This window comes from Paraburkholderia caballeronis (genome assembly GCF_900104845.1).
Taxonomy (GTDB): Bacteria; Pseudomonadota; Gammaproteobacteria; order Burkholderiales; family Burkholderiaceae; genus Paraburkholderia; species Paraburkholderia caballeronis.
The window spans coordinates 811,697-833,803 of record NZ_FNSR01000002.1; the positions used below are offsets into that span (position 1 = coordinate 811,697).

The following is a 22,107-nucleotide window of genomic DNA, read 5'->3' on the forward strand; positions in this document are numbered from 1 at the left end:
TTCACGCCGGTCGCAGCAAGGAAAGACGGGCTTCGGCCCGTCTTTTTGTTTAGACTGACGGCATCGCTTCGAGCCGCGCCGGCCTCGCGTCGCCGGCCCGCGCACGTCCAAGGAACCCGTCATGCCCCACACCCACTACACCACGCTGATTTCCGCGGCGAATCTGAACGAACGGCTGGCCGCGGCCCCCGGCAGCGTGCTCGTGTTCGACTGCCGGTTCGATCTCGCCGACCCGGCCGCCGGCGAAGCCGCGTATGCGGCCAGCCATCTGCCGGGCGCGCACTATCTGCATCTGGACCGCGACCTGTCCGGCGCGAAGACCGGCGCGAACGGACGTCATCCGCTGCCGGACCGCGCGGCGCTCGTCGCGACGCTCGCCGCGCGCGGGCTCGGCGAAGGACAGCAGGTCGTCGTCTACGACGCGCACGGCGGGATGTTCGCCGCGCGGCTGTGGTGGCTGCTGCGCTGGCTCGGCCACGATTCGGTCGCGCTGCTCGACGGCGGCCTGCCCGCGTGGCAAGCGGCCGGCCTGCCGCTGACGCACGACGTGCCGCTCGCCGCGCACGGCAGTTTCAAGGCCGGCGCGCCGTTGCAGGTGACGGTCGATGCGCCGGTCGTACAGCGCAATCTTTCGACGCACGAACTGACGCTTGTCGACGCGCGCGCGGCCGACCGCTATCGCGGCGAGAACGAAACGATCGATCCGGTCGGCGGCCACATTCCGGGCGCGCTGAACCGCTTCTTCAAGGACAACCTGGCGTCGGACGGCCGCTTCAAGTCGGCCCACGCGCTGCGCGACGAGTTCGGCGCGCTGCTCGGCGGCAAGACGCCGGAGCATGTGGTGCTGCAATGCGGGTCCGGCGTGACCGCCTGCCACAACGCGATCGCGATGGAGATCGCCGGTCTGCATGGCGCCGCGCTGTATCCGGGATCGTGGAGCGAATGGTGCGCCGACCCGGCGCGGCCGGTCGCGACCGGCCCGCAGCCGTAACACACGCTCCTAACACACGCCCCTAACACACGCGTCCCCGCCCCGCGCGGCGTCACTCGACGCCGTGCTCCCTGAACCACGCGATCGCGCGCCGCCAGCCGTCCTCGGCGTCGGCCTTCCGGTAACTCGGCCGGTAATCCGCGAAAAACGCGTGCCCCGCGTCGTCGTACACGACGAATTGCGAGCCGCGTCCGCGCTGCGGCCCCTGCGCGATCGCCTGCTTCATCTGTTCGAGCGTGTCCTGCGGGATGCTCGAATCCTGTCGCCCATACAACCCGAGCACCGGCGCCTTCAGATTGCCCGCGAGATCGAGCGGATTCGCGGGCGTCAGCGCGGTATGGTCGCCGGCGACGCGGCCGTACCAGGCGACCGCCGCCTTCACGTCCGGGTTGCGCTCCGCATAGAGCCACGCGATCCGCCCGCCCCAGCAGAAACCGTTCACGCCGAGCCGCTTCAGGTCGCCGCCGTGCTCGCCGGCCCACGCGACGGTCGCGTCGAGATCCTGCAGCACCTGCTGGTCCGGCACCTTGCTGACGATCGCCGCGTTCAGCTGCTGGATCGTCGGATACTGCGACGCGTCGCCTTCGCGCACATACAGGTCCGGCGCGATCGCCAGATAACCGAGTTTCGCGAAGCGGCGGCACACGTCCGCGATGTGCTCGTGCACGCCGAAAATCTCGTGGACCACGACGATCACCGGCAGATGGGTCTTGCCGCGCGGCTGCGCGCGGTACGCGGGTACCAGCGCGCCGCCGGACTGGAACGCGACCTCGCCGGCTTCGAGGCCGTCGCTGTCGGTATGGATGGTCTGCGCGGAGACCGGCAGCACCGCGGCGGCAAAGCCGCTGCCGAGCGCGGCCTTGATGAACGTGCGCCGGTCGAACGGCACGTGCGGCACGAGACTATCGACATCGGGTTTCAGCATGCAACGCTCCAGGAGAAAAACGCCAATCGGATCGGGCGCGGGAGTGCGACATGACCACCCGCGAGACGCTCAATGCAGCTTCACGCGCGGCAGCGTGGTGCGGCGCAGCCAGTGCGCGAACGTATCGAGCACCATCCGCGCGTAGCCGTGCAGCGCCGCGATGTGCAGCCGGTACAGCGACATGTACATGAAACGGGCAAACAGCCCTTCGATCAACATATTCCCGCCGATCAAGCCGCCCATCAGATTGCCGACCGCGCTGAAGTGCCCGAGCGACACCAGCGAGCCGAAATCGCGGTACGTGAACTCCGGCAACGGCCGCCCTTCGAGCCGGTTGCCGAGCGCGCGCAACAGGAAACTCGCCTGCTGATGCGCGGCCTGCGCGCGCGGTGGCACGTTGCGCTCGTTGCCGGGCCACGCGCACGCGGCGCAGTCGCCGAGCGCGAATACGTTATCGTCGGTTTCCGTTTGCAGCGTGCGGCGCACGACCAGCTGGCCGATCCGGTTCACCGCGAGCCCGTCGAGCTGCGACAGCACCGGCGGCGCGGTGATGCCCGCGGCCCACACGGTCAGGTCCGCGCGCACGCTCTTGCCGCTCGCGGTGCGCACGACGCCCGGCGCGACCTCGGTCACGCGCTCGCCGGTCAGCAGGCGCACGCCGAGTTTCACCAGCAGTTCGGCCGTCGCGGACGACACGCGCTCCGGCAGCGCGGGCAGGATGCGCAGCCCGGATTCGATCAGCACGATGCCGACGTCGTGGCGCGGGTCGAGGTTGTGCAGCCCGTACGCGGACAGCACCTGCGCGGTATTGCGCAGTTCGGCCGACAGTTCGACGCCGGTCGCGCCGCCGCCGACGATCGCCACCTGGATGCGCGGCTCGGCCGTGCCGGACCCGTCGTGCTGCACCGGCTCGGACACCTGATGGTCGGCGCGCATGCAGGCCGCGATCAACCGCTTGCGGAAGCGTTCGGCCTGCGCGACGGTGTCGAGTGCAATGGAATTTTCGGCCGCGCCCGGCACGCCGAAGAAATGCGTGGTGCTGCCGATCGCGATCACGAGCGTGTCGTATTCGAGCACGCGCGGCGGCAGCAATTCGACGCCGTCGTCATCGAGCACCGAACCCAGCGTGATCCGTTTCGCCGCGCGGTCGAGCGACTTCAGTTCGCCCTGCTGGAATTCGAAGCCGTGCCAGCGCGCCTGCGCCGCATACGGCAGTTCCTGCGTGAACGGGTCGAGACTGCCCGCCGCGACCTCGTGCAGCAGCGGCTTCCAGATATGCGTCTGATAACGGTCGACCAGCGTCACCGACGCGCGCGGCTGCCGGTGCCGCCCGCCCGCGCCGCCGTAGCGGTCGCCCAGCCGCGTCGCCAGCTCCAGCCCGCCTGCTCCTCCTCCCACCACGATAAAGCGATGCATAGACTCTCCGTGCATGTCGATCGGCGATGTGGCGGCCCGCGCCGCAGCGTGCGGGCCGTGAAGCAATGTCGGCGGACGGGGCGCGACGGCAGGCCGTGTGGTCCGCGTGAATCCGATGCATGGACACCGTCAGGACACCGGCGCGACCGTCCGCGCGACGGCGGCCTGCCGCGCACGTCGCGTGCCGCGCCGCGCGTCGTCAGTGCGCCTCCTCCCAGTTCGCGCCGGCGCCGACCTCCGCGACGAGCGGCACCTTCAGCTTCGCGACCGAGCACATCAGCTCGGGCAGACGCTTGCGCACGTCGTCGAGTTCGGCGTCCGGCACTTCGAGCACCAGTTCGTCGTGAACCTGCATGATCATCTTCGTGCGAACGCCGGTGTCGTCGAGCCACTTCTGCACCGCGATCATCGACAGCTTGATCAGGTCCGCGGCCGTCCCCTGCATCGGCGCGTTGATCGCCGCGCGCTCGGCCGCCTGGCGGCGCGGGCCGTTGCCGCCGTTGATCTCCGGCAGCCACAGCCGGCGGCCGAACACGGTTTCGACGTAACCGCGCTCCTTCGCGATCGCGCGCGTCTCGTCCATGTAGCTCGCGACCCCCGGATACCGCGCGAAATAGCGGTCGATGTAGACCTTCGCCGCGTCGCGCGTGATGCCGAGGTTCGACGCGAGGCCGAACGAACTCATCCCGTAGATCAGCCCGAAGTTGATGACCTTCGCGATGCGGCGCTGGTCCGAACTCACTTCGAGCGGCGTCACGCCGAACACCTCGGCCGCGGTCGCGCGGTGAATGTCGTCGCCGCGCGCGAACGCCTGCAACAATGCTTCGTCACCCGAAATATGGGCCATGATCCGCAGCTCGATCTGCGAATAGTCGGCGGAAATCAGCTTGCTGCCCGGCGGCGCGATGAACGCCTCCCGAATGCGCCGGCCTTCGGGCGTGCGCACCGGAATGTTCTGCAGGTTCGGATCGTTCGACGCGAGGCGGCCGGTCACCGCCACCGCCTGCGCATAGTTCGTGTGCACGCGGCCGGTGTTCGGGTTCACCATGCGCGGCAGCTTGTCCGTGTACGTCGATTTCAGCTTCGACAGACCGCGATGTTCGAGCAGCAGCTTCGGCAGCGGATAGTCCTCGGCGAGCTTCTGCAGCACCTCTTCGTCGGTGGACGGCGCGCCGCTCGGCGTTTTCTTCACGACCGGCAGTTGCAGCTTCTCGAAGAAGATCTGGCCGATCTGTTTCGGCGAGCCGAGATTGAACTCGCCGCCCGCGAGCGCATACGCTTCGGATTCCAGTTCGATGAGCCGCACCGCGATCTCGCTGCTCTGCTGCGCGAGCTTGCCGGTGTCGATCAGCACGCCATTGCGCTCCATCTTGCGCAGCACGCGCGACGTCGGAATCTCGATGCTGCGGTACACATAATCGAGGCCCTTCTCCGGCGCGATCTGGGGATACAGCGCGAGATGCAGTTGCAGCGTGATGTCCGCGTCCTCCGCCGCATAATCGGACGCCCTGTCGAGCGCGACCTCGTCGAAGCCGATCTGCTGCGCGCCCTTGCCGCAAATGTCCTCGTAGCGGATCGTCTTGATCCCGAGGTGGCGCAGCGCGAGGCTGTCCATGTCGTGGCTGCGGTGCGATTCGAGCACGTACGATTCGAGCAGCGTGTCGTGCTCGACGCCGTTCAGCGCGATCCCGTAGTTCGCGAGCACCTGTTCGTCGTACTTCAGATGCTGGCCGACCTTCTTGTGCGCATCGCTTTCGAGCCACGGCTTCAGCCGCGCAAGCACTTCGTCGCGCGGCAGTTGGTCGGGCACGTCCGGACCGCGATGCGCGACCGGCACATAAGCGGCATGCCCCGGCTCGACCGAGAACGACAGGCCGACCAGTTGCGCGACCATCGGATCGAGCGACGTCGTCTCGGTGTCGAACGCGGTCAGGCCGGCCGCCTCGATCTTCGCGAGCCACGCGTCGAACTGCTCCCACGTCTGGACCGCTTCGTAGTGACGCGGCGCGTCGATCAGCGGCGCGGGCTCGACCGACGCATCCGGCTCCGGCGCGTCGCCCGCGGTCGCGGCCGGCACCGTCTGGTCCGCTTCGTTCAGTTCGCGCAGCCACGTCTTGAAGCCGTGTTTCGCGAAGATGTCGCGCAACTCCTCGCGCGCCTCGGGCCGCGTCGCGAGCGAACCGTCGATGGTCTCGACGTGCGCGGTCAGATCGCACGCGGTCTCGACGGTCACGAGCTTCCGCGCGAGCGGCAGGAATTCGAGCGCATCGCGCAGATACCCGCCGACCGCCCCCTTGATCTCCGCCGCATGCTCGACGATGCCGTCGAGCGTGCCATACTGCGCGAGCCACTTGACCGCCGTTTTCGGGCCGCATTTGTTGACGCCCGGCACGTTGTCCACGGTGTCGCCGATCAGCGACAGGTAATCGACGATGCGCTCCGGCGGCACGCCGAATTTTTCGAGCACGCCGGCGCGGTCGAGCGTCTCGTTCGTCATCGTGTTGATCAGCGTGACCCGGTCGGTCACGAGCTGCGCGAGGTCCTTGTCGCCGGTCGACACGACCACGTTCATGCCGCGCGCCTCGGCTTCGCGCGCGAGCGTGCCGATCACGTCGTCGGCCTCGACGCCTTCGATCATCAGCAGCGGCCAGCCAAGCGCGCGCACCGCGACGTGGATCGGCTCAATCTGCGCGGCGAGCGGCTCGGGCATCGGCGGACGATGCGCCTTGTAATCGGGATACCAGTCGTCGCGGAACGTCTTGCCCTTTGCATCGAACACGCACGCGCTATACTCTGCCGTAACCTCTTTGCGCATACGGCGCAGCATGTTGATGATCCCGTATAGCGCGCCCGTCGGTTCGCCGTCCGGTCCGCGCAGGTCAGGCATCGCGTGGTAGGCCCGATAGAGATAACTCGAACCGTCGACCAACAGCAGGGTCTTACCTTCCAGCGTAGTTTCCAGGCGTAGTTCTTCAGGCATTATGGACAAGAGAAAAGTGATTCCGAGTCTGCGTTCGCTCGCAGATCAAGAGCGCGCAACGGCCAAGAAGGCGCGCGCATCGTGGCAGATGTTCACGATTATGGCAGAGTTTATCGAGGCGACCGAGTACCTGTCCGAGATCCGTCCGGCCGTGTCGATCTACGGTTCCGCCCGCCTGAAACCGGAGTCGAAGTACTACCAGCTCGCGACGCAGATCGCGCGCAAACTGTCCGACGCGGGCTTCGCGGTGATCTCCGGCGGCGGCCCCGGCATCATGGAAGCGGCGAACCAGGGCGCGCACGCGGGCAAGTCGCCGTCGGTCGGCCTGAACATCGAATTGCCGCACGAGCAGTCGGGCAACCAGTGGCAGGACATCTCGCTGCGGTTCCGCCATTTCTTCACGCGCAAGGTCACGTTCGTGAAGAACTCCGATGCGGTGATCGTGATGCCGGGCGGCTTCGGCACGCTCGACGAACTGGCCGAAGTGCTGACGCTGATCCAGACGAAGAAGTCGCGCCACGTGCCGATCATCCTGGTCGGCGGCGAGTTCTGGAAGGGGCTGCTCGGCTGGTTCAAGGACGCGCTCGTGCCGATGGGCCTGATCAACCCGGAAGACATCAATCTGATGCAGGTGATCGACGAACCGGACCAGGTGCTCGAAGCCGTGCTGAAGTTCTACGAGGACAAGGGCGAGGAAGGCGAGCCGCCGGCCGGCACGCGCGCCGACGAAGACCGGATGTTCTATCTGTGATTTGCCGGTGCGGGCGGGGCGGCGGTTCATGCCGCCGTGCCTGCTCCGCTGCGCGTGTGCGGCCCGCTATTTAACGCTGCTTTCCGGCGCGTCGAGTCGCGCGTCCGCCCTGGCGCGCTCCGTAATGGTCGCGTAACGGCCGGCCACGACACTCGCGTCTTTCTCGAACTCGCGAATCTTCGCCGCCATGTCGCGCGGCTCGGCACCTGCTGGTGCCGGAACCCCGCGCCTCTTTCCTGCGTTTCCCTTTCACGCGCCGCCGTTCGCGTTCGGTCGGATTGCGGGTACGAAAAAATCGTTTTGCCCCTGCCGCCGTTCGGCGCTACGCTCGCGGATTGCGTCAAGAGACTCAGCGAGACACCGCTCCATGAACCCGGAAATCGCCCCGCCCGCCCCGCATTCGCCGGATCGCGCGCACCCCGACGAACCGCTGCATACGCCCACCGTCCGCGAGCTGTTCGCGGGTTTCCTCGGCCTCGGCTTCACGTCGTTCGGCGGCGCGCTGCCGCTCGCGCGCCGCGCGATCGTCGAGCAGCGCCGCTGGCTGTCCGCTCCCGAATTCACCGATCTGCTCGGGTTATGCCAGTTCCTGCCGGGCGGCAACGTGATCAACCTGTCGGTCGCGATCGGCATGCGCTTTCACGGCTGGCGCGGCGCGCTCGCCGGGCTGCTCGGGCTGATCGCGGGGCCATCGCTCGTCGTGGTCGGACTCGGCGTGCTGTACGAGCGCACCCAGAACGACCCGCATATCCGCCATCTGTTCGTCGGCCTCGCGGCCGCGGCGGCGGGGCTGCTGATCTCGATGGCGGCGAAGATCCTGCTGCCGCTGCGGCGCGATCCGGTCGCGGCGGTCATCGCGGCGCTCGGGTTTGTCGCGATCGCGGTGCTGCGCACGCCGCTCTTGCCGACGATGCTGGTGCTGACGCCGCTCGGCATCGCGGCGGCCGCGCGCGCCGCGCGGCGCGAAGGAGGCGCGCGATGACCGCCACGCTGATCGCGCTCGCGCTGATCTTCGGCCAGTTGTCGCTGCTGGCGTTCGGCGGCGGCAACACGATCCTGCCGGAGATGCAGCGGCAGGTCGTCGACGTGCATCACTGGATGCCGGCGCGCGAGTTCAGCGCGCTGTTCGCGCTCGCGCAGGCCGCCCCGGGGCCGAACATGATGATCGTCACGCTGGTCGGCTGGCACGTGGCCGGCTGGGCGGGGATGCTGGTCACGTCGATTGCGAAGTTCGGGCCGTCGTCGCTGGTGACGATCGCGGTGCTGCATGCGTGGGACCGCTTCAAGGACCGGCCGTGGCGACGCATCGCGCAGCGAGGGCTCGTGCCGGTCACGGCGGGGCTCGTCGCCGCGAGCGCGGTGCTGATCGCGAAGGCATCGGATCCGGGCTGGATCGCGTGGGCGATCACCGGCGTCTGCGCGGTGCTTGCGTTCAGGACGAAGATCCATCCGCTCTGGCTGCTCGGCGCGGGGAGCCTGATCGGGCTGACGGGGTTCGGGCAGTTTTGATGATTGAAGCAGGGCGTTGCCCTCTTTCGGCATGCGCCCGATCGCGCGACGTCGATATTCATTCCGGCATGTCGCACGGAACAGCGAACGCGGCGTAAAAAACGCCGCGCTCGCCACCCGTCACTGAAACGCCACCTCCGCGAAACTCCGCAGCTTCCGGCTATGGAGTTTATGCAGTCCGTTCGTGCGCAGAATCTCCATCGCCTTCACGCCGATCTGCAGATGCTGATCGACCTGCGCGCGATAAAACTGATCCGCCATCCCAGGCAATTTCAGTTCGCCGTGCAGCGGCTTGTCGGACACGCACAGCAGCGTCCCGTACGGCACGCGGAAGCGAAAGCCGTTCGCGGCGATCGTCGCGCTCTCCATGTCGAGCGCGATCGCGCGGCTCTGCGACAGCCGCTGCACCGGCTCGCGATGATCGCGCAGTTCCCAGTTGCGGTTGTCCACGCTCGCGACGGTTCCCGTGCGCATCACGCGCTTCAGCTCCGTGCCGTCGAGCTGCGTGACCTGCGCGACCGCGCGCTCCAGCGCGACCTGCACTTCCGCGAGCGCCGGAATCGGCACCCACAGCGGCAGGTCCGCGTCGAGCACGTGATCCTCGCGCACGTAACCATGCGCGAGCACGTAGTCGCCGAGCCGCTGCGTATTGCGCAGGCCCGCGCAGTGGCCGAGCATGATCCACGCATGCGGGCGCAGCACCGCGATGTGGTCGGTGATCGTCTTCGCGTTCGACGGCCCGACGCCGATGTTCACCATCGTGATCCCGCTGCCGTCCGCGCGCTTCAGGTGATACGCGGGCATCTGCGGCAGCCGCGCGGCCAGGGTGCCTTCGTCCGCCTGCTCGCCGAGATTCGCGTTATAGGTGACGACATCGCCCGGCTCGACGAACGACGTGTACTCGCTGCGATACGCGCGCAGGTCGGCGTCGTCGGCGGGCGCCATCATCGCGCGGCCGAGCTTCACGAATTCGTCGATGTAGAACTGGTAGTTCGTGTACAGCACGTAGTTCTGGAAATGCGTCGGCGACGTCGCGGTGTAGTGCTTCAGCCGGTGCAGCGAAAAATCGACGCGCGCGCCGGTGAAGAGCGCAAGCGGATGCGGCTCGCCCGGCGCGGGCTCGTACGTGCCGTTGACGATGCGGTCGTCGAGCAGCGCGAGATCCGGCGTGTCGAACACGTCGCGCATCGCGAACAGCCGGTCGCGGTCCAGATCGCCTTCGAGGTGGATGCCTTCCGCGAACGCGAAGTGAATCGGGATCGCCTGCGACGACACGCCGACCTCGATCGACACGTGATGGTTCTTCGCAAGCAGCCGCAACTGCTCGCGGTAGTAGTTGCCGAACAGGTCGGGCCGCGTGATCGTCGTCTCGAACACGCCGGGGCCGGCGACGAAACCGTACGAGCGGCGCGAGTCGATATGCGTGCTGACGTTCGTGCGGATCCGCACGAACGGATAACACGCGCGCACGCGGCGCTCGAACGATTCGCCGCGCCGGTAGCGCGCGAACGCGTCGCGCAGGAACGAGGTATTCGATTCGTAGATCGTGGAGAGCCGCGCGACCGCCTCGGCGGCGTCTTCGAATGCTTCGGGAGGGAAGTCGGTCGCGGGCGTCATCATCGGACGCGGAGTGTTGTCGTTGGTCATCTTCATGCGCCTCGGGCTGGTACGCCGACATTACCACGGAACCCGCGCATATTGACGAGGCTTCCCGCACGCACCGGGCCGTCGAAACCCGCGCCGACGCTGCATCGCGCGGCCGCCGGAGCCGCGCGGCGAGCGCGGCGGGACGGCCAGATTTGCTAGAATCAGGTACATCCACCGGAGAATCACCATGAAGTCCGTCCTTCCCGCCGCCGTCGCCGCGACCCTGCTCGCGCTGGGCAACCTCGCCGTGGCCGCGCCGGCCGACGACGCGCGTGCGGCCGTCGAGGCGCAGTCGTCGTCCGCCAATGAGCAGGCCGGCCTGCCCGACCTCGCCGCGATCAACCGGCCCGGTGCGGAAGTCACGTCGAAAGTCGACATCAACGTGCCGCGCACGCCGAGCTATCACGAGGTGAGCCCGACCGGCACCGAGATCACCGAGTATCGCGACAAGGGCAAGCCGGTCGAGATCGACGTGAAATCGAACTTCGGCACGCGCTACACGATGAGCGCGCCCGCCGACACGTCTCCGCAGGTGCGCGACAACGGCCGGGCCAGCACGCGGCTGCCGTCGATCAACCTGCGCTACTGATCCGCCACGCCCGCGCGACGCCATGCGGCGCCGGCTGCGCCGCATGGTTCACGCCGCGCCCGGCTCCGCAGCCGGCGCGACGCCGCCGGCCGGCTCGCCCTCATGACGGGCCGCCGGCCACCGACAACCCGAAACCACTTTCCCGCATGGCCGTCTTCACTGCTGTCACCGACACCCAGCTTGCGCTCTGGATGCGCGATTACGATCTCGGCGAAGTCGTCGATTTCCGCGGCATTCAATCCGGCATCGAAAACAGCAACTTCTTTCTGACGACCACTCGCGGCGAATACGTGCTGACGATCTTCGAGAAGCTGACCGCGCAGCAGTTGCCGTTCTATCTCGATCTGATGCGCCATCTCGCTGCGCATCGCGTGCCGGTGCCGGACCCGATGCCGCGCAGCGACGGCGCGCTGTTCGGCCTGCTGCAAGGCAAGCCGACGACGATCGTCACGAAGCTCGAAGGCGCGCCCGAACTCGCGCCGCGCGACGAGCACTGCATCGAGGTCGGCCAGATGCTCGCGCGCATGCACCTCGCGGGACGCGACTTCGCGGGCGACCAGCCGAACCTGCGCAGCCTGCCGTGGTGGGAAGAGACGGTGCCGACCGTGCTGCCGTTCGTCGACGCCGCGCAGCGCGAACTGCTGACAAACGAACTCGCGCATCAGCGCGCGTTCTTCGCGTCGGACGACTACGCCGCGCTGCCGGGCGGCCCGTGCCACTGCGACCTGTTCCGCGACAACGTGCTGTTCGCGCACGCGGCGCCGGGCAGCGGCCACGAAGTGCGGCTCGGCGGCTTCTTCGACTTCTATTTCGCGGGCTGCGACAAGTGGCTGTTCGACGTCGCGGTCACCGTGAACGACTGGTGCGTGGATCTCGCGACCGGCAGGCTCGACCTGCCGCGCGTCGACGCGCTGCTGCGCGCGTACCAGACGGTGCGCCCGTTCACGCCGGAAGAAAGCCGTCACTGGGACGACATGCTGCGCGCGGGCGCGTACCGCTTCTGGGTGTCGCGCCTGTATGATTTCCACCTGCCGCGCTCGGCGGCGCTGCTGAAGCCGCACGATCCCGGCCAGTTCGAACGCATCCTGCGCGAACGCCTCGCCGGCAGTCCACTACCTGGCATCCACAGCCCATGCAATTGATCGAAGTTCCCGCGAAAACCGGTTACGTCTGGTTCCGTCAGGGTATCTGGCTGTTTCGCCGGAATCCGCTCGCGTTCCTGACGCTGTTCTTCGCGTATCTGCTCGCGATGACGCTGCTGTCCAGCCTCCCGGTCGTCGGCGGCGTGCTGCCGCTCGTGCTGGTGCCGGGCGTCGCGGTCGGCTTCATGGCCGCGTGCCGGGACACGGTGGGAGGCAAGCCGGTGTTCCCGACGATCCTGATCGACGGGTTCCGCTCGTATGGCAACGTGGTGACGAAGCGCCTGCTGACGCTCGGCGGCGCGTATGCGATCGCGATGATGCTGGTGCTGGCCGGCTCGGCGCTCGCCGACGGCGGCACGCTGCTGCGGCTGATGACGCTCGGCGGCTCGATCGATACCGACACGCTCGAAAACAGCAACGTGCCGTTCGCGCTGCTCGCGTCGATTGCGTTCTACGTGCCGGTCGCGATGCTGTTCTGGTTCGCGCCGGTGCTGGTCGCGTGGCACGACGTGCCGCCGGTGAAGGCGATGTTCTTCAGCGTCGTCAGTTGCTGGCGAAACAAAGGCGCGTTCGTCGTGTACGGCGCGCTGTGGTTCTCGGTGTCGATCGCGGTGTCGCTCGGGCTGTCGACGCTGATGCGCGCGCTCGGCGCCGGCGACTTCGCGCTCGCGGTGCTGATGCCGGCGCTCATCATCGTGACGACGATGCTGTACTGCTCGTTCTACGCGACGTATCGCGGCTGCTTTGGCGTGCAGGAAAAGCAGGCGGCGGAACTGCCCGGCGCGGGCCTCTGATAATCAGCGCGACGCCATCCACGACGGATGACGGACGGCCTTCTGGCGGTCGAGCTTGCGCAGGCGGAATTCCAGGTCGTACAGGTCGGTCGCTTCGGCGAGATACGCGTCGTCGCGCTCTTTTTCGATCTCGTCGGAGGATTTCGTCAGAAACAGGAACAGGCGGCTAAGCAGGTACATGGTGTTCGGCCTCGGATAAGGGTTAACCCTGAATCAATTTCGAGATTATAGGGTAAACCCTTAACTTTCCGCCAGTCGCCAAAAAACTACGCGCGCTCCGCCAGTTCGTCGCGGACCGATTTCGCCGGCACCCGGCGATGTCCGTCGAAAAAGCTCCAGATCAACGCGCTCGCGTCCGGCCCGGTCGCCGAATGGAACGGCACCGCTTCGTCGCCGCCACTCCACGCGTGGTCCAACCCCTCGACACGGCACCAACGCACGACGTCGACGCCCGCGCGACGATATTCGCGCATCACGTAGCCGTCCCGCTGCTGTTCGGTCACGCTGGACGCTGAGTCCGCGAGACGGTTCAGTTGCAGGAACTGCGCGACCAGTTGCTCGCCGTTGACCGGCGCGACGACGGGATCTTCGTCGCCTTGCAGGACGATCGCCGGCATTCCCGGATACGTGTCCATGTCCACGCGGCGCGCGACCAGCGCGCGCGGATCGTCGCGCGCGCCGCGCCGCATCACGTCGAGCGCGGCGATGCCCGAATGCGCCTCGCCGAACACCGGCCCCGAATGCAGCGCGACCGCCGCGAACCGCTGCGGCGCGCGCACTGCCAGCAGCGCGGCGAGCCCCGCGCCGGCCGACAGCCCGGCGACATACACGCGCGAACCGTCGAAGCCGTACTCCGCGACCAGCGCATCGACCAGCGACACGACCGAATCCGCCTCGCCGCCGCCGACCTGGTCGCGCGAGTCGTACCAGTGCCAGCAGTTGTGTGAGTGCACATGATCCGGCTGCTCCGGATAGACCACCGCGAAGCCGTGCTGGTCCGCAAGCAGGTTCATCCGCGTGCCTTCGGCGAACTGGTCGATCGTCTGCTTGCAGCCGTGCAGCATCACGACGAGCGGCATGCCCGCCGTCTTCGCGTGCGGCGGCAAATAAAGGCCGTACGGCAATTCGCGCTCGGCGCGCTGCGATGTGCGCGCGGCGACGTGCGTCGCGCGCAGCCATTCGCCGCCCGCCCATGCCGCCGCGCGCGGCCGCACGCGCGACTCGCGCTGCGGCGCAGCGCCTTCGCGCAGCGAATGATTCACCGCGTCCGCGACCGCCTGCACGGCGCGCGCCGCGTCGGCCATCTGCGACGGATGCAGCGCCGCCTTGCGGGCAGCCCGTCGGGCGGCCCGGGCCTGGACGGCGAGCAGACGCTGCAGGCCGCCCATCCAGAGCCCAGTCAGGTTTTTCGTCATCTTTGGCCTCGCGAAAGGGGTCGGAACGTTGTTGTTAAGTGCTTACGAACGCTACGTTGTGCAATGCACAATAGCACTTATCCGCGAACACTGCAGACGCCGATTCTTTCGTTAGCCGAAATGCCGGCGGCGAACGTCACTACATCACCATTGGCTCGCCGTTATCCGTTCGGCCGGGTTCGCGCCGGCCGGCGACCCCGCTTATACTTGCCTGACCCGTCCGGCGCGGCCTGTCCGCAGACTCGCCCGCCGCCCGTCGTCGCTGCTCGTCCTCCCTGTCAGCCGCGCGGCCCGCTGACGCGTTAGCGAATAAACAACTTCTTTCGATGCGCCCTCCCGGCGCTCCGCGATGCCCGATTTGCCCGTTCACCTGTGGTATGCGATCACGAACCTCGGCGGCGCCGGCCTGACGCTGCCGCTCGCGCTCGCCATCGCGCTGTGGCTCGCGGCCGGCTACTCGGTGCGGATGGCCGCGAGCTGGCTGCTGCTGCTCGGGCTCGCGGTCGGGCTCGTCACAGCGACCAAGATCGCATTCCTCGGCTGGGGCGTCGGCGTGCGCGACCTGGACTTCACCGGCGTCAGCGGCCACGCGATGCTGTCCACCGCCGTCTATCCGGTCGCGTTTTTCCTGATGCTGCAACGCGCGAACCCCGCGCTGCGCGTCGCCGGGATCATCGTCGGACTGGCGACCGGCATCGCGGTCGGGTTGTCGCGGGTCGCGCTGGACGCGCATTCGCCGTCCGAAGCCGTCGCCGGCTGCGTGGTCGGTGCGCTGACCGCGCTCGCGTTCGCGCGCTACTGGTGGGATGCGCAGCCGGGCCGGCTGTCGCCGGCTGCGGTCACGCTGAGCCTCGCGGCGATCACGTTCGCGCTGCACGGCGTGCACGTGCCGACGCATCGCTGGGTCACGCACCTCGCGCTGACCGTGTCCGGTCACGGACAGCCTTACGTGCGCGCGCGCTGGAAGGCGAACCGCGAGTTGCGCCGTCCGGCGGCGCCGATGTCGCAGACGCGGAACACGCTCGCGCAGCCGTCGCCGCGCCCCGCGTGAGCCCGGCGAACGCGCAACGCTAGCCGCTGACACCGAGAATCACGCTCGACGCCTTGAACACCGCGGTAGCCGGCTGGCCGACCGCAAGGCCGAGCGCATCGACGCTGCCGTCGGTCACGACGCCGACGATCACCGCGCCGCCCGGCAGTTCCACGGCCACTTCCGCATTCACCGCGCCGCGCCGGATCACGCCGACGACGCCCTGCAACTGGTTGCGCGCGGACAGCCGCATCGGCACGCCGTCGCCCGCGACCAGCACGACCGACGACGCCTTCACGAGCGCGAGCGCCGCCGACCCGGGCGCGAGCCCGAGCGTCTCCGTGCTTTCGCAGGTCACCACCGCCACGATCGTGTGACCGCCCGGCAGCGCGATCGACACTTCGTCGTTCACCGCGCCGCGCACCACCGATACGACAGTCCCGTAAAGCTGGTTGCGCGCGCTCATGCGCAAGCCGATCCGGCCGAGCAGCGCCCAGTCGCCGCCGAAGCCGTCGATCGCCGCGCCCGCGCGTTCGAGGAAGCGCCGGTGCTCGCGCTCGATCGCATGGAACGTGTCGATCAGCCGGATCGCGCGCGGCGTCAGCGTCGTGCCGCCGCCGCCTTTGCCGCCCGTCGAGCGGACGACGAGCGGCTCGCCGGCGAGGTTGTTCATCGCGTCGATCGCGTCCCACGCGCCCTTGTAGCTCATGCCGACCGCCTTCGCGGCGCCGGTGATCGAGCCGGTATCGCGAATCGCGGCGAGCAGCGCGATCCGCGCGGCGCCGCCGAGCGTCTGCTGGCCGGCCTGGAACCAGACGGAGCCGCCGAGCGCGAGCGGCCCGGACGGCGGAGAAGTGGAGTCGTTCATTGCGTCGGCGCGGAAGAGGAAACAGGCGTCCGATTATAGGGAGACGGCGCCGCGCATTGCGCGCGGGCCGCGCCGACGCGCGCTCACGCGTCGCCCGGAATCTTCGGACTCCGCAGGTCGCGCAGCAGCCGTTCGCCCTCTTTCGCGGTGTACCGCTTCACCGCCTCGCACCAGCCGCGCGCAAAACCGAGCTGATACGGCTCGACCTTCATCGCTTCGAGGTAGCGCAGCCCGACCACCGCGTCGTTGCCGTCGCCGAGCACGCCCTGGATGCGCGACAGCATGCGCGCGGTGTCCGTGCGCGTCTTGCGCGACACGATCGGCGCGAAGAATTCGAGCGTATAGCGCAGGTACTTCGCGTCGATCCGCACGTGATGGCGCATCGTGTCGTCGATCGAGGTCAGCTTCGGCGTGTCTTCCAGCCGCCGGTAGTAGCGGCGCACGCGTTTCTTCGCGTGGCGCAGCAGCGAGCGGCCGATTCCGTCGTCGTGCGCGTCTCGCCGCGCGAGCGCCGCGAGCCATTGCAGCCACGCGAGCGCGATGCGCGCGTAACGCGGCGACGCCAGCGCCTCCTGCACGCGCCGGCGGGCCGCAACGCGCTCCGCATTCGCCTCGTCGATCACGGCGGCCCAGCGGGTCGCGTCGTCGTCCGCCGCGGCAAGCGCCGGCAGCGTCGATTCGACGAACACGTCCCGGTCGCGCGCATCGCCGAGCAGGCCGCGCAGCCACTTCAGTTCCGGCGCGACGCGGGTCTTCCAGTCGTCGTCCGCCCAGCGCGAGAAGATCCTCATCGCCGTGCGCAGCCGCCGCTGCGACACCCGCATCTGATGGACGAACTCGGTGCTCGCGCTGTCGCGCACGCCCGCATCGTTGCCGAACCACTGCGCGGTCACGTTGTGGCAGATCGCGATCAGCGCGGCCTGCGCCGTCTGCGCGCGGCCCAGATCGACCGGGGCCGCGTGCGCCACCTCCCCGCCCGCGATGCCGCCGTGCGCCGCGCGCAACGCCGCTTCTTCCAGTCGCACGAACGCGGGCACCGCTTCGATCACGTCGAACGCGCACGCGAACAACGCGGCGACGACGGGCGCTGGGTCCGCGTCGTCGGGCCACGGCGCGCGCACCCGCAGTTCGTGCAGCACCGGCGGGTCGGCGGCGGCGACGCGCAGGTTCGCATCCACCACGAGTTCCGCGTCGATGCCGTCGCGCGGCCACGGCCAGCGGCTGCGCTCGCAGATCAACGCGGCGGCCGGCTCGATGTCGCCGGCCGCCGCGAGCGTCTGTCGAAACGGCGACGGCGCGGCGTCGAACAGCGCGTTCGCGATGCCGGACGTGTCGAGCGGCGCGTCGAAGATCGTCGTGTAGGCGGTGACGCCCGGCGTCGGCGACTCGCGCTTCGACACGGTGACCTGCCGCGCGTCGCCGTGCGTCTCGACCGCGACGCGCCAGCCGGCATCCGCAAGCGCGCTGCCGCGATCGAACGTCAGGGTGTCGATGCGGACATCGGCGGCCGACGCTTCGCCGAGCTGCGGCAACGCATCGGCGAGCGCCGCGGCGAAGCCCGCCGGGCGACGGCGCCTGTTACCTGTGGCGGGGGCCGCCGAGGCGGCGACATCGAGCACGATTTCCAGAAAACGAGCCATGAAATGGGACGCTCCCGCAAGTTCGGTGATGGAGGCCGGTTCGGCAGCAGCACGATGCGACACCGCACCTGACCCTGATACTACACGGCTCGACCAGTATCGCGAGCAAGGATGACAGTGTCGCGATGATGGCCAGGCGCTCCACTCGTTCGGCCGCGCATTGACTATCATCAAGACCGCAGTCCGGCCGCGATGAAAGAATCGATGGAATTTCCATCCGGAAATGACTGACCCAAGGAGTATTGAGTGTTCCCCGAATTCAGAGACCTGATCTCCCGCCTCAAGACGCAGGACGACCACTTCGCTCGCCTGTTTCACCGCCACAACGAACTCGATCAGCAGATCCGGAACATGGAAGCCGGCATCCTGCCGGCGGACGGCCTGTCGATCGAGAACCTGAAAAAAGAAAAGCTGCAGCTCAAGGACTCGCTGTACCAGATCCTGCTCAAAGCCTCGCAGGCCTGATGGAGTCCGCAGCGCGGCGAACCGGCGCACCACATCCGTCGGCCGCGGACGGCGGCCAGCAGCGCCGCTGTGTCCGTCATTCGCCCGCTACTCCTCGCATCGCACGCGCCGCGTCCGGCGCGCGATCCCTGGCCGGCAGCACGACCGCGCTGCCGGCGCTCATTCGCGGCGCGGTTCGACCGTGCCCGCCTCTCTGCCGATAACCACGATGCCTCGCCGTATGCCCAAGCCCGCCCCCCATTCCGACCCCTCCCGCCGCGCCAGCGGCAACGACTCGCCCGCCGACACGAACGCACGCAAGACGCAGGACAACGGCCCCGGTTCGCGCGTGCCGGCCGTCACGCCGCGCCGCGCGGAACTGACCGCGATCGGCGACGCCGTCGAGGCCGCCGGCCAGGTGATTCAAGGCAGCGTCCACGACGTGGTCGCCGCGCATTCCGCCGCGCGGCGGGCAGCGGGTACGTCCGGTACGCCCGACGCGCCGGGTAATTTACTCGAATCGATCGGCACGCTGATGGAAGGCCTGTCGCCGGACGAGATCGCGCAACTGCGCAGCGCGATCCTCGACGGCGATCCCGCGACGTGGCGCAACGCGCACGCGCGTCATCCGGACGACGAACTGTCCGCCGGCTGGCGCGACGGCGAGTATCCGTACCGGAACCTGATGTCGCGCCGCGCGTACGAGCGGCAGAAATACCGGCTTCAGGTCGAACTGCTGAAGCTGCAGATGTGGGTGCGGGAAACCGGCCAGCGCGTCGTGATCCTGTTCGAAGGACGCGACGCGGCCGGCAAGGGCGGCACGATCAAACGCTTCATGGAGCACATGAACCCGCGCGGCGCGCGCGTCGTCGCGCTCGAAAAGCCGACCGAGGCCGAGCGCGGCCAGTGGTACTTCCAGCGCTACGTGCAGCATCTGCCGTCGGCCGGCGAGATCGTGCTGTTCGACCGCTCGTGGTACAACCGCGCGGGCGTCGAGCGCGTGATGGGCTTCTGCTCGCCGGAGGAATACGCGGAGTTCATGCAGCAGGTGCCCGAGTTCGAGCGTCAACTGATCCGCAGCGGCACGCATCTGATCAAGTTCTGGTTCTCGGTGAGCCGCGCGGAGCAGCGCCGCCGCTTCAAGGAGCGCGAAGTGCATCCGCTGAAGCAGTGGAAGCTGAGCCCGGTCGATCTCGCGTCGCTCGACAAGTGGGATGCGTACACCCAGGCGAAGGAAGTGATGTTCTCGCGGACCGACACCGCCGACGCGCCGTGGACCGTCGTGCGCTCCGACTGCAAGAAGCGCGCGCGGCTCCACGCGATGCGCTACGTGCTGCACAAGCTGCCGTACGCGAACCGCGATGTCGAAACGATCGGCTCGATCGATCCGCTGCTGGTCAGCCGCGCGTTATAGCGCGGCGGCGATCCGCGAGTCGAGCCACACACGCCGGCCCTCGTTGCATCGGCGTCGGCATTCGCGTTATAGATCCGGCTAACGCGCGCCGTGCAGCGCGGGCCGCGCGGGAGCGCCCGGCCTCGGCCGGATCGACGCCGGACGCGCCGCGTTCGCCGCCGCGCCGCGCTCCCCATCGACCACCACGCTTTGAATCAACTGGTCCATCTCGCGGATGATGTCCGCGAGCACCGTCGTGATCACCGCGAACTCGCGCCCGTACTGCCCGGCCCGCGCGGCCGAAATGCGCGCGTTCAGCGCGACGATGTTCGCCTGCATCGAGATGCTTGCGAGATGGTCGGCGATCGCGGCCTGGCGCTTCTGCGCGGCAGCCTCGATGCCGCGCATCTCGTGCTGGTACGCGAGCGTGATCTGTTGCAGCAGTTCGAGCAGCGGCGTCGCGTGCGCGACCAGCGCGTCCACCGGCTCCGCGTCGCCGGTTCCGGCTTCGAGCGCCGCCAGCGCGCGCTCCGCGAGCGCCACGAAACGTCGAATGCGGTCGTCGGCCCGCGACGCGCCGAAATAAAGCTGCTGCAACGCGTCCGAGAACACGCCCGGCAGGCGCTCGTTGCCGGTCACGAGGTCGCCGTGCGTTGCCGCGAACGTCGCGATGCAATCGCGCGCAATGGCCAGCGCAGCCGCATCGCCGTCGCGCGCCAGCAGCACGTGCAGGATCGCGCGCTGCGACAGCATCCGCTGCCGGCCCGACAGATTGATCAGTTCGCCTATTACCTGCCCCGAGATGTCGCTGCGCATCGGATGAACCGCCTTTTCATATTCAAGTATTCGAGAACCACGTGGAAGCTTCGTCGCGGTCCGGCGCGCGCGCAAAAAAAAGCGTCCCGAAGCGCCGCGCGCGGACTGATGCAGTCCGGCTGCGGAACGCTTCGGGACGCCGTTGCCCCGGTCACGCCCATCGCGGGCGCGCGTCGAAACCTTCGAAATTCGTCGGGATCGCCATTGATCCCGGGTGGAATCAAGCAATACGTATGCCATTGGACGCGACGGCAGCACAGCGCCGGCCCGAGGCTTCCGGCGTGCGAAGCCCGGTTATCCGGCAAACCCGAGCGCACTGAACACCACCGGCCATGGTGCATCGACCCGACGCGCTGCACTATCGTCGTGCGGGAGCCGGCAATCGTGGCGGCGGCGTGCGCCGCTCAAGTCGCGTACTGCGCGACGCCGTTCCCGAACGACCAGTTCTCCCGCGCGACATCGACCAGATTCACGAACACGTCCTCGCGCCGCACGCCCGGATCGCGCGCGAGGTTGTCCGCGATCCGGGCGAACAGCGCCTTCTTCTGGTCCTGCCCGCGCGTGTTCGACACGGCGATCTGGATCAGCACCAGGTCGTCGCTGCGCTCGATCCCGAGGTAGTGCCGTCCGTAAAAGAAGCTGTCCGCATCGTGTTCGGTGACGACCATGAAGATGTCGTCCTCGGGCGCGTTGAACACCTCCATCAGCGCGCGATGAATGCCGTGGGCGAGCGCCTTCCGGTACGGCGCGGGTTTGCCGCCGCGCACGGCGATCCGGGTGAATGGCATGGCCTTTCTCCTTCGATTGAAATGACCCCGCCAACATAAAACCGATCAGCGATAATAAACAGCCATCGATCCATATTTCATCTATTTCAACTGAAAATGGTGACGCTCGACCTCGACGCGGTCCGCGCATTCGTGCTGGTCGCGGAACTCAGCAGTTTCACGCGCGCCGCCGACGCGCTCGGCACCACGCAATCCGCCGTCAGCCTGAAACTGAAGCGCCTCGAAACGCATCTCGGCCATCAGTTGCTCGAACGCACGCCGCGCGTCGTGCGGCTGTCGGCCGACGGCGCGGCGTTTCTCGGCGCCGCGCGCGAACTGATCGGCGCACACGAACGCGCGCTCGGCACGCTGGCCGGCGGACAGCGCCGGCTGGCGCTCGGCCTCAGCGAACACGTCGCCGACGCGGACCTCGCGCGCCAGTTGGCGACGCTGCGCGCGCACGATCCGCGGCTGGTGATCGAACTGCATCTGGGCCTGTCGGCGGCGCTGCTCGTCCAATACGACGAACGCCGGCTCGACGCGGCGATCATCCGGCGCGAACCGGACGAGCCCGGGCGCGACGACGCGCGCGTGCTGTTCACGGAACCGCTCGTATGGCTCGCCGCGCCGGGCTGGCAATGGGAGACGGGAACGCCGCTGCCGCTCGCGCTGCTCGCCGGGCCGTGCGCGGTGCGCTCGGCGGCGATCCGCGCGCTCGACGCGGCGGGCGTCGAGTGGAGCGAGACGTTCGTCGGCGGAGGAGTGGCCGCGGTCGGCGCGGCGGTCGAAGCGGGGCTCGCGGTATCGCCGCTCGCGCGGCGGGTCGCGCCGCGCGGCCTGGTCGACGTCGGCGCGAGGTGCGGGCTGCCCGCGCTGCCGCAATCGCAGGTCACGCTGCACTCGCGCGTGCGCGACGAGCGGTCGGCGGCCACGTTGCAACTGCTCGCGAGCAGCCTCGGCGCGATGTGACGCCTACGGACGCCGGCTGAT

Annotated in this window: 21 protein-coding genes; 11 read left to right on the forward strand and 10 right to left on the reverse strand. The window is 68.4% G+C overall.

All coding sequences use genetic code 11. The features are described 5' to 3' along the window. Positions 1–121: 121 nt before the first annotated feature. On the forward strand, positions 122–991 hold the full coding sequence (locus BLV92_RS20175; RefSeq protein ID WP_090548152.1) for a sulfurtransferase: 870 nt from the start codon (positions 122–124) through the stop codon (positions 989–991). 52 nt (positions 992–1,043) lie between these two features. On the opposite strand, the gene BLV92_RS20180 is transcribed toward BLV92_RS20175, so the two are convergent. From BLV92_RS20180 to polA, 3 genes are all read right to left on the reverse strand, one after another. After that, positions 1,044–1,916, reverse strand: coding sequence for a dienelactone hydrolase family protein (locus tag BLV92_RS20180; protein WP_090548154.1), 873 nt, complete (start codon positions 1,914–1,916; stop codon positions 1,044–1,046). Between the two features lie 69 nt (positions 1,917–1,985). Further along, positions 1,986–3,332, reverse strand: coding sequence for an NAD(P)/FAD-dependent oxidoreductase (locus BLV92_RS20185; RefSeq protein ID WP_090548156.1), 1,347 nt, complete (start codon positions 3,330–3,332; stop codon positions 1,986–1,988). A gap of 199 nt (positions 3,333–3,531) precedes the next feature. Then, positions 3,532–6,312 (reverse strand): DNA polymerase I, encoded by a 2,781-nt coding sequence (gene polA / locus BLV92_RS20190; RefSeq protein WP_090548158.1) that lies wholly within the window; start codon positions 6,310–6,312, stop codon positions 3,532–3,534. 1 nt (position 6,313) lies between these two features. Between polA and BLV92_RS20195 the strand changes: the two genes are divergently transcribed. From BLV92_RS20195 to BLV92_RS20205, 3 genes are all read left to right on the forward strand, one after another. Further along, entirely contained in the window at positions 6,314–7,063 is a 750-nt protein-coding gene (locus BLV92_RS20195; RefSeq protein ID WP_090548159.1) for an LOG family protein, read from the forward strand. Positions 7,064–7,430: 367 nt separating this feature from the next. Then, entirely contained in the window at positions 7,431–8,045 is a 615-nt protein-coding gene (locus BLV92_RS20200; RefSeq protein ID WP_090548161.1) for a chromate transporter, read from the forward strand. Continuing rightward, a complete protein-coding gene (locus BLV92_RS20205; protein ID WP_090548163.1) occupies positions 8,042–8,572 on the forward strand; it encodes a chromate transporter in 531 nt (176 codons plus the stop codon). Before BLV92_RS20200 ends, BLV92_RS20205 begins: the two co-directional genes overlap by 4 nt. Before the next feature lie 120 nt (positions 8,573–8,692). Here BLV92_RS20205 and BLV92_RS20210 read toward each other — a convergent pair whose 3' ends face one another. Next, the gene (locus tag BLV92_RS20210) at positions 8,693–10,219 is read right to left on the reverse strand and encodes an AMP nucleosidase (protein WP_090551246.1); all 1,527 of its coding nucleotides are present in this window, start codon (positions 10,217–10,219) and stop codon (positions 8,693–8,695) included. A 187-nt stretch (positions 10,220–10,406) separates the two neighbouring features. On the opposite strand from BLV92_RS20210, the gene BLV92_RS20215 reads away from it, so the two are divergent. From BLV92_RS20215 to BLV92_RS20225, 3 genes are all read left to right on the forward strand, one after another. Beyond that, entirely contained in the window at positions 10,407–10,808 is a 402-nt protein-coding gene (locus BLV92_RS20215; RefSeq protein ID WP_090548164.1) for a hypothetical protein, read from the forward strand. A gap of 146 nt (positions 10,809–10,954) precedes the next feature. Beyond that, positions 10,955–11,950, forward strand: coding sequence for a homoserine kinase (locus BLV92_RS20220; protein ID WP_090548166.1), 996 nt, complete (start codon positions 10,955–10,957; stop codon positions 11,948–11,950). Further along, a complete protein-coding gene (locus BLV92_RS20225; protein ID WP_090548167.1) occupies positions 11,941–12,744 on the forward strand; it encodes a BPSS1780 family membrane protein in 804 nt (267 codons plus the stop codon). Before BLV92_RS20220 ends, BLV92_RS20225 begins: the two co-directional genes overlap by 10 nt. A 3-nt stretch (positions 12,745–12,747) precedes the next feature. On the opposite strand, the gene BLV92_RS20230 is transcribed toward BLV92_RS20225, so the two are convergent. Then, positions 12,748–12,924, reverse strand: coding sequence for a DUF3563 family protein (locus BLV92_RS20230; protein ID WP_090548169.1), 177 nt, complete (start codon positions 12,922–12,924; stop codon positions 12,748–12,750). An 86-nt stretch (positions 12,925–13,010) separates the two neighbouring features. Further along, positions 13,011–14,159: an extracellular catalytic domain type 1 short-chain-length polyhydroxyalkanoate depolymerase gene (locus tag BLV92_RS20235; RefSeq protein ID WP_090548170.1), complete on the reverse strand. Its 1,149-nt coding sequence runs from the start codon at positions 14,157–14,159 to the stop codon at positions 13,011–13,013. Between the two features lie 349 nt (positions 14,160–14,508). Between BLV92_RS20235 and BLV92_RS20240 the strand changes: the two genes are divergently transcribed. Next, complete coding sequence (locus BLV92_RS20240; protein ID WP_090548172.1) at positions 14,509–15,210, forward strand: phosphatase PAP2 family protein; 702 nt, start codon at positions 14,509–14,511, stop codon at positions 15,208–15,210. A 19-nt stretch (positions 15,211–15,229) separates the two neighbouring features. On the opposite strand, the gene BLV92_RS20245 is transcribed toward BLV92_RS20240, so the two are convergent. Further along, positions 15,230–16,057, reverse strand: coding sequence for a TOBE domain-containing protein (locus BLV92_RS20245; RefSeq protein WP_090548173.1), 828 nt, complete (start codon positions 16,055–16,057; stop codon positions 15,230–15,232). A gap of 83 nt (positions 16,058–16,140) precedes the next feature. Then, positions 16,141–17,697, reverse strand: coding sequence for a CHAD domain-containing protein (locus BLV92_RS20250; RefSeq protein ID WP_090548175.1), 1,557 nt, complete (start codon positions 17,695–17,697; stop codon positions 16,141–16,143). A gap of 246 nt (positions 17,698–17,943) precedes the next feature. Here BLV92_RS20250 and BLV92_RS20255 point away from each other — a divergent pair, with 246 nt between their 5' ends. Together BLV92_RS20255 and ppk2 are read left to right on the forward strand one after the other, a co-directional pair. Beyond that, a complete protein-coding gene (locus tag BLV92_RS20255; RefSeq protein WP_090548177.1) occupies positions 17,944–18,162 on the forward strand; it encodes an HP1242/YdcH family protein in 219 nt (72 codons plus the stop codon). 220 nt (positions 18,163–18,382) lie between these two features. Continuing rightward, a complete protein-coding gene (gene ppk2 / locus BLV92_RS20260) occupies positions 18,383–19,555 on the forward strand; it encodes a polyphosphate kinase 2 (protein WP_166676885.1) in 1,173 nt (390 codons plus the stop codon). Between the two features lie 78 nt (positions 19,556–19,633). Here the strand turns inward: ppk2 and BLV92_RS20265 are convergent, their stop codons facing one another. Beyond that, complete coding sequence (locus tag BLV92_RS20265; RefSeq protein WP_090548179.1) at positions 19,634–20,350, reverse strand: type IV pili methyl-accepting chemotaxis transducer N-terminal domain-containing protein; 717 nt, start codon at positions 20,348–20,350, stop codon at positions 19,634–19,636. A 404-nt stretch (positions 20,351–20,754) separates the two neighbouring features. Next, the gene (locus BLV92_RS20270; RefSeq protein ID WP_090548181.1) at positions 20,755–21,138 is read right to left on the reverse strand and encodes a tautomerase family protein; all 384 of its coding nucleotides are present in this window, start codon (positions 21,136–21,138) and stop codon (positions 20,755–20,757) included. 96 nt (positions 21,139–21,234) lie between these two features. Between BLV92_RS20270 and BLV92_RS20275 the strand changes: the two genes are divergently transcribed. Continuing rightward, positions 21,235–22,086: a LysR family transcriptional regulator gene (locus tag BLV92_RS20275; protein WP_090548182.1), complete on the forward strand. Its 852-nt coding sequence runs from the start codon at positions 21,235–21,237 to the stop codon at positions 22,084–22,086. The last annotated feature ends 21 nt before the right edge of the window (positions 22,087–22,107 follow it).

Bases quoted from the DNA above. Each gene is read 5' to 3' on its own strand.
- BLV92_RS20175 (WP_090548152.1), top strand. From the start codon at position 122: ATGCCCCACACCCACTACACCACGCTGATTTCCGCGGCGAATCTGAAC.
- BLV92_RS20180 (WP_090548154.1), bottom strand. From the start codon at position 1,916: ATGCTGAAACCCGATGTCGATAGTCTCGTGCCGCACGTGCCGTTCGAC.
- BLV92_RS20185 (WP_090548156.1), bottom strand. From the start codon at position 3,332: ATGCATCGCTTTATCGTGGTGGGAGGAGGAGCAGGCGGGCTGGAGCTG.
- polA (WP_090548158.1), bottom strand. From the start codon at position 6,312: ATGCCTGAAGAACTACGCCTGGAAACTACGCTGGAAGGTAAGACCCTG.
- BLV92_RS20195 (WP_090548159.1), top strand. From the start codon at position 6,314: ATGGACAAGAGAAAAGTGATTCCGAGTCTGCGTTCGCTCGCAGATCAA.
- BLV92_RS20200 (WP_090548161.1), top strand. From the start codon at position 7,431: ATGAACCCGGAAATCGCCCCGCCCGCCCCGCATTCGCCGGATCGCGCG.
- BLV92_RS20205 (WP_090548163.1), top strand. From the start codon at position 8,042: ATGACCGCCACGCTGATCGCGCTCGCGCTGATCTTCGGCCAGTTGTCG.
- BLV92_RS20210 (WP_090551246.1), bottom strand. From the start codon at position 10,219: ATGACCAACGACAACACTCCGCGTCCGATGATGACGCCCGCGACCGAC.
- BLV92_RS20215 (WP_090548164.1), top strand. From the start codon at position 10,407: ATGAAGTCCGTCCTTCCCGCCGCCGTCGCCGCGACCCTGCTCGCGCTG.
- BLV92_RS20220 (WP_090548166.1), top strand. From the start codon at position 10,955: ATGGCCGTCTTCACTGCTGTCACCGACACCCAGCTTGCGCTCTGGATG.
- BLV92_RS20225 (WP_090548167.1), top strand. From the start codon at position 11,941: ATGCAATTGATCGAAGTTCCCGCGAAAACCGGTTACGTCTGGTTCCGT.
- BLV92_RS20230 (WP_090548169.1), bottom strand. From the start codon at position 12,924: ATGTACCTGCTTAGCCGCCTGTTCCTGTTTCTGACGAAATCCTCCGAC.
- BLV92_RS20235 (WP_090548170.1), bottom strand. From the start codon at position 14,159: ATGACGAAAAACCTGACTGGGCTCTGGATGGGCGGCCTGCAGCGTCTG.
- BLV92_RS20240 (WP_090548172.1), top strand. From the start codon at position 14,509: ATGCCCGATTTGCCCGTTCACCTGTGGTATGCGATCACGAACCTCGGC.
- BLV92_RS20245 (WP_090548173.1), bottom strand. From the start codon at position 16,057: ATGAACGACTCCACTTCTCCGCCGTCCGGGCCGCTCGCGCTCGGCGGC.
- BLV92_RS20250 (WP_090548175.1), bottom strand. From the start codon at position 17,697: ATGGCTCGTTTTCTGGAAATCGTGCTCGATGTCGCCGCCTCGGCGGCC.
- ppk2 (WP_166676885.1), top strand. From the start codon at position 18,383: ATGCCCAAGCCCGCCCCCCATTCCGACCCCTCCCGCCGCGCCAGCGGC.
- BLV92_RS20265 (WP_090548179.1), bottom strand. From the start codon at position 20,350: ATGCGCAGCGACATCTCGGGGCAGGTAATAGGCGAACTGATCAATCTG.
- BLV92_RS20270 (WP_090548181.1), bottom strand. From the start codon at position 21,138: ATGCCATTCACCCGGATCGCCGTGCGCGGCGGCAAACCCGCGCCGTAC.
- BLV92_RS20275 (WP_090548182.1), top strand. From the start codon at position 21,235: ATGGTGACGCTCGACCTCGACGCGGTCCGCGCATTCGTGCTGGTCGCG.